The 4,401-nt window shown below is 60.1% G+C and carries 3 protein-coding genes; all 3 read right to left on the reverse strand.

The annotated features are described in order from the left end of the window. A partial coding sequence (locus XALGPE39_RS14980; protein ID WP_235429719.1) for a DUF6531 domain-containing protein occupies positions 1-2,959 on the reverse strand: 2,959 nt, incomplete at its 3' end. A gap of 5 nt (positions 2,960-2,964) precedes the next feature. Continuing rightward, complete coding sequence (locus XALGPE39_RS15355; RefSeq protein ID WP_152624785.1) at positions 2,965-3,507, reverse strand: hypothetical protein; 543 nt, start codon at positions 3,505-3,507, stop codon at positions 2,965-2,967. After that, a partial coding sequence (locus tag XALGPE39_RS16130) for an RHS repeat-associated core domain-containing protein (RefSeq protein WP_235429720.1) occupies positions 3,494-4,401 on the reverse strand: 908 nt, incomplete at its 5' end. The genes XALGPE39_RS15355 and XALGPE39_RS16130, both read right to left, overlap by 14 nt.

Raw genomic sequence — 4,401 nt, forward strand, 5'->3', positions numbered from 1 at the left:
GGATCGGGTTGATCTTTGCTCCTTGCGTCTCCTGCACCGCGTCCAAGCCGTCGTACAGATATTGCGTGGTGGCGCCATTCTCCGTCCTGGCACTGCGCCGGCCCAGGGCGTCGTAGCTGTAGCTGGCGATGACGGTGCCGCCCTGCATGATCTGACTCAGGTGGTCGCGGTCGTCCCAGGTGTAGGTTCTGCTGCCATCGCTGAGCAGGTGGCCGTCGGCGTCGTAGCTCATGGCGACGCCATTGGCCTGGGTCTGCCGATTGTTGTCATCGAAAACGTTATTGGTGCTGGCCGGCGGCAGCGCCTGCGGCGCATGGCTGCCGGTCTGTGCGACCAGTTGCCCTCGGCTGTCGTAGCCGTAGCCCAGGCTGCCCAGCGCCGTCTGCCCGGTCTTGCCCCAGGCCAGGCCCGTCACCTGGTTGGCGTCGTTGTACACGTACACCGTCTGTACCTGGTTCGGTAGCGTCTTGCTGCTCAGCCGGTTGGCGTTGTCGTAGGCGAAGCTCACCGTGTCAGTGCCCTGGGCGATGCCGGTCAGGCGGTCGCCGTCATCATAGGCATAGTTCACCGGCGTCTGCGTGGCCGCCTGCATGCTGGTCCGCCGGCCCACGGCGTCGTAGCCGTACACGATGCTGCCTTGCGGGCCGTTGGCCTGGGTCACTTGGTCGAAGCCGTCGTAGCTCCAGTTCAACGTGCCCGACAGGCTGTCGGACAGCGCCACCAGTCGATTGCCGGCATCGTAACTGGCCGTCAGCGTGCCGCCTGCGCCTGGCAACGTGGCGCTGCTTGGGCGGCCCAGCGCGTCGTAGCTGTAGCTGGTGGTGCGGTTGCGTCGGTCGGTGTGGCTGGCGACACGGCCCATGCTGTCGTAAGTCCAGCTCTCCGCCTGGCCCAACGCGTCGGTGCGGCTGATGCGGCGGTTGAGTGCATCGTAGGCATAGGTGACGCCCGCACCGTTCGGCAGCAGGATCGCCGATACGTTGCCGTTGGCATCGAAGCCCGTGGCCACGCTGTTGCCCAACGGATCGACTGCCTTGGTCTGCCGGCCCAGCCCGTCATACTCGAAACGCGAGACGTTGCCCTGCGCGTCCTGCACGCCGATCAAGCGACCCAGCGCGTCGTAGCGTAACTGCGTCTGCCTACCTAACGCGTCGGTGATCGCGGTCAGGTCGTCGTTGCTCCAGGTGAAGCTGCTGGTGTGGCCGAGGGGGTCGGTCACGCTCAGGCGTTGCCCGGCGCCGTTGCAGGTGGCGGTGCTGGTCTGGCCCAACGGCGTGGTCACCGAGGTCAGGCAGCGGTTCGTGTAGCCAAAGCTGGTGGTGCGGCCCAGGGCATCAGTAATCGCGGCCAAATCGCCATCGCCGTTGTAGGCGAGCGTGGTGCTGCGCGCCTGCGCGGTGCCGGCCAGTTGGGTGATCTGGAGCGGGCGTCCGGCGCTGTCGTAGGCGTACTCGGTACGCCGGCCCAGGGCGTCGGTGCGGGCCGTGGTCTGGCCGCTGGCGGTGCGCTCGTAGGTGATGGTCTGCGCCAGGGGCGTGCCATAGGCCAGCGTGTCGCTACTCGGGTAGTGGCTGACCGGGTCGAACACCACCCGGCGCTGGCTGCCGTCCGGCTTGGTCACCAGCACCCCGGTGGTGTTGCCATCAACATGCGCGTAGTTGATCGTCAGCACTCCGCCATCGGCCTGGGTCTGTTTGACCACCCGGCCCGTCCAGGTGCCATTGGCGCTCTCGAACTCGTTGAACAGCACCCGCTGCTGTTTGCTGTCGGTGATGGACTCCAAGCGCGCCTGATAGGGCAGCGTGTCGGCGCCTTCGCGGATCCCGGCGGCCTGGCGGATCTTGTAGTAATAACTGCGCGTGCTGCCGTCCGGGCGGGTCACCTGCGACAGGTAGCCGTCGTCGTTGTAGGCGTAGGACCAGGTGTTGCCCAGTGGGTCGCTCAGCGTATTGATGCGGTTGTTGCTGTCGTAGCCGATGCTCAGCGAACGCCCCGTGGCCGAGACGATGTGGCTGACCAGGCCGGCATCGTAGGTGTAGTCCACCCGGTTGCCGAAGTGGTCCAGGCTCCACTCCAGCCGATTGGGCGAATACTGATTGAAATACATCATGCTGCCGTCGCGCAGCGTCAGCAGGTAGCCGTGACCGCGCGGGCTGCCCTGGGTGATAGTCGCACCGGCGTAACCGGAAACCGAGCCGATCTGCTGCCATTGCCCGGCCAACCCACTGCCGGACACACGCGCGAACGTCACCGGCATGCCGCCGGGCAACACCAGTTGCAGTTGGTTGTAATCGACCGTGGACGGGTTGACGCACTGAGTGCTACCTGAACAACCGTGCTGCAAACCGGTCGGCGGCGCGTAGAGCGTGTAACGGAAATTGGCCGCCGTGCCGATCCCGAAGTCCTGCTTGTTGGGGTCGCCCGGGCGATAGGAGCGCGTCACCACCAACGGTGACAGGCCCGGCACCACCGCGTCGGTCTCGGTATAGGAAAACTCCCCGGTATACAGGTCGATCGGGTCGCCCGCCGTCGCGCCGCCACCGCCAGCCTCCTTGCCGCAGCCATCGCTGCAGTGCGGCGTGTCCGGGTCCGGTGGTGGGGTGTGGGTGTCGATGCTGTAGCTGGCGCCCATGGTCTTGTACAGCGCCACCCCGCCTTCCGGGGCGATGCGCGTGCCGTCGCTGGTCACCCGCCCCTGCCCGTACACCCGCCAGCCCTCGGACGGGTCGTAGATCCAGAAATTGGCCCGCGTGCCGGTGGTCAGCGTGTCGTAGTTCGGGTACAGGATCTTGATCCCCTGTGCCGCCTGCGGGGTCAGCGCCTGCACCGTGGCTCCGCCTGGTTCCAGGGTGAAGTACATCGGGTAGTTGCTCGCCACCGGGAACGGCGCCCGGTTGACCGGCGTGGGCACGATGGAGAGTTGATGCACCAACGTGCCCTTGCTAGCCAACAAAAACAATCTGATTATTTAAATCGAATAAATCGAATGACATCAACCTTTTCAAGCTTTCCAAACTGGCTAAACCTCTGCTCAATCGGTATGCCATAACGCTTAGCGATCAAACTAAGATTTCCCGGCAAAGCTTCACTTTCGTCTGAAAATGCGATTATTCCAAAAAACAAAAATTTGTTTTTCGAGACCACCCTGTAATAATGCAAAAGGCCAACCCCTTGCACTGGAAAAGGAAAAGACTGTATAACTTTCGCATCCGTCCATGAAATACGAATAACATCCCAACCCAGCAGCGATTTACGTATAGATTCACCATCTATCTCCAATTTCGCCGCGCCAGTAAAAGCAATATACATCATGAAAATAAAAAAAATAACCCCCGGGGTTGAAATAATCAACCCAAGAAATGAATAAATATCAAAAATATAACCCTCAATAAAAAAACAAAATATGGTAACCCCGATAATCCACAAATAAATTAGCGGCTTACCTGGTTTTACATAGCTATATCTTTCAATTATATCTTGATCCTGAGAAAATTTATCTGAACCCATGCATAGCCTCCGGATCGGTTGCAGCACCAACTGTACCAAAGGCACCTGTTATCCCTGAAAATATACTTTCTCCAAGCGTACCCAGTTCTATACCAGACCCGACAATGAAAGCCTCACTGCTCATCAATGGAGCAAGCGCACCAACAGTAGTTCCGTATGCCGCGCCATCCAACAATCCTTTCTTTTCCTGACAACCTGACGCGGTTGCATTGGCGACTGCATTAGTTGCTACCGTACCTACAAGACCACCTAGTGCTCCTGTTGCAACGTTAACAGCAGTGCCGGCAAACATACCGGCCATTTCACCACCAACAGCCGCGCCAGCCGCACCAGCTAGCCAAGGAGCAACAATACCTACGGCTCCGCCGACAAGACCACCAGCCACTGCGCCTTGCCAGCCTCCCGATACATATCCAGCAGCAGCTCCACCAATTGCACCTATAATCGCGCCAGCAAAACCAAAACGACCGTATGGATCAAAATAACTGATAGGATTTCCGCCCACATAGGCATAACTATTAGGGCCCGCAGCCAATTTCAGAGGATCCTCACTAACAAACCGCCCCAACTCAGGCGTGTAATACCGCGCACGGTAGTAATACAACCCGCTCTGGTCGTGTTCGCGTCCAGTGTATTGATACGGATTGCTGTAGCTCGTGCTGCTCTGCGTGGTGGTGCCGTAGGGATCGTAGTCGTAACGCTGCACCGCATTGCCGTTCGTATCCGTCAGCAATCGTGTGCTGCCGAGCAGATCGGTCAGGAAGTAAGTTCGTCCGCCGTTATCGTCGCGTGAGTAGCGCTCGTCGATGCCCGGGCCGGTCAGGATCGGGTTGATCTTTGCTCCTTGCGTCTCCTGCACCGCGTCCAAGCCGTCGTACAGATATTGCGTGGTGG

It is taken from the genome of Xanthomonas sp. GPE 39, from assembly GCF_000963005.1.
Lineage (GTDB): Bacteria > Pseudomonadota > Gammaproteobacteria > Xanthomonadales > Xanthomonadaceae > Xanthomonas_A.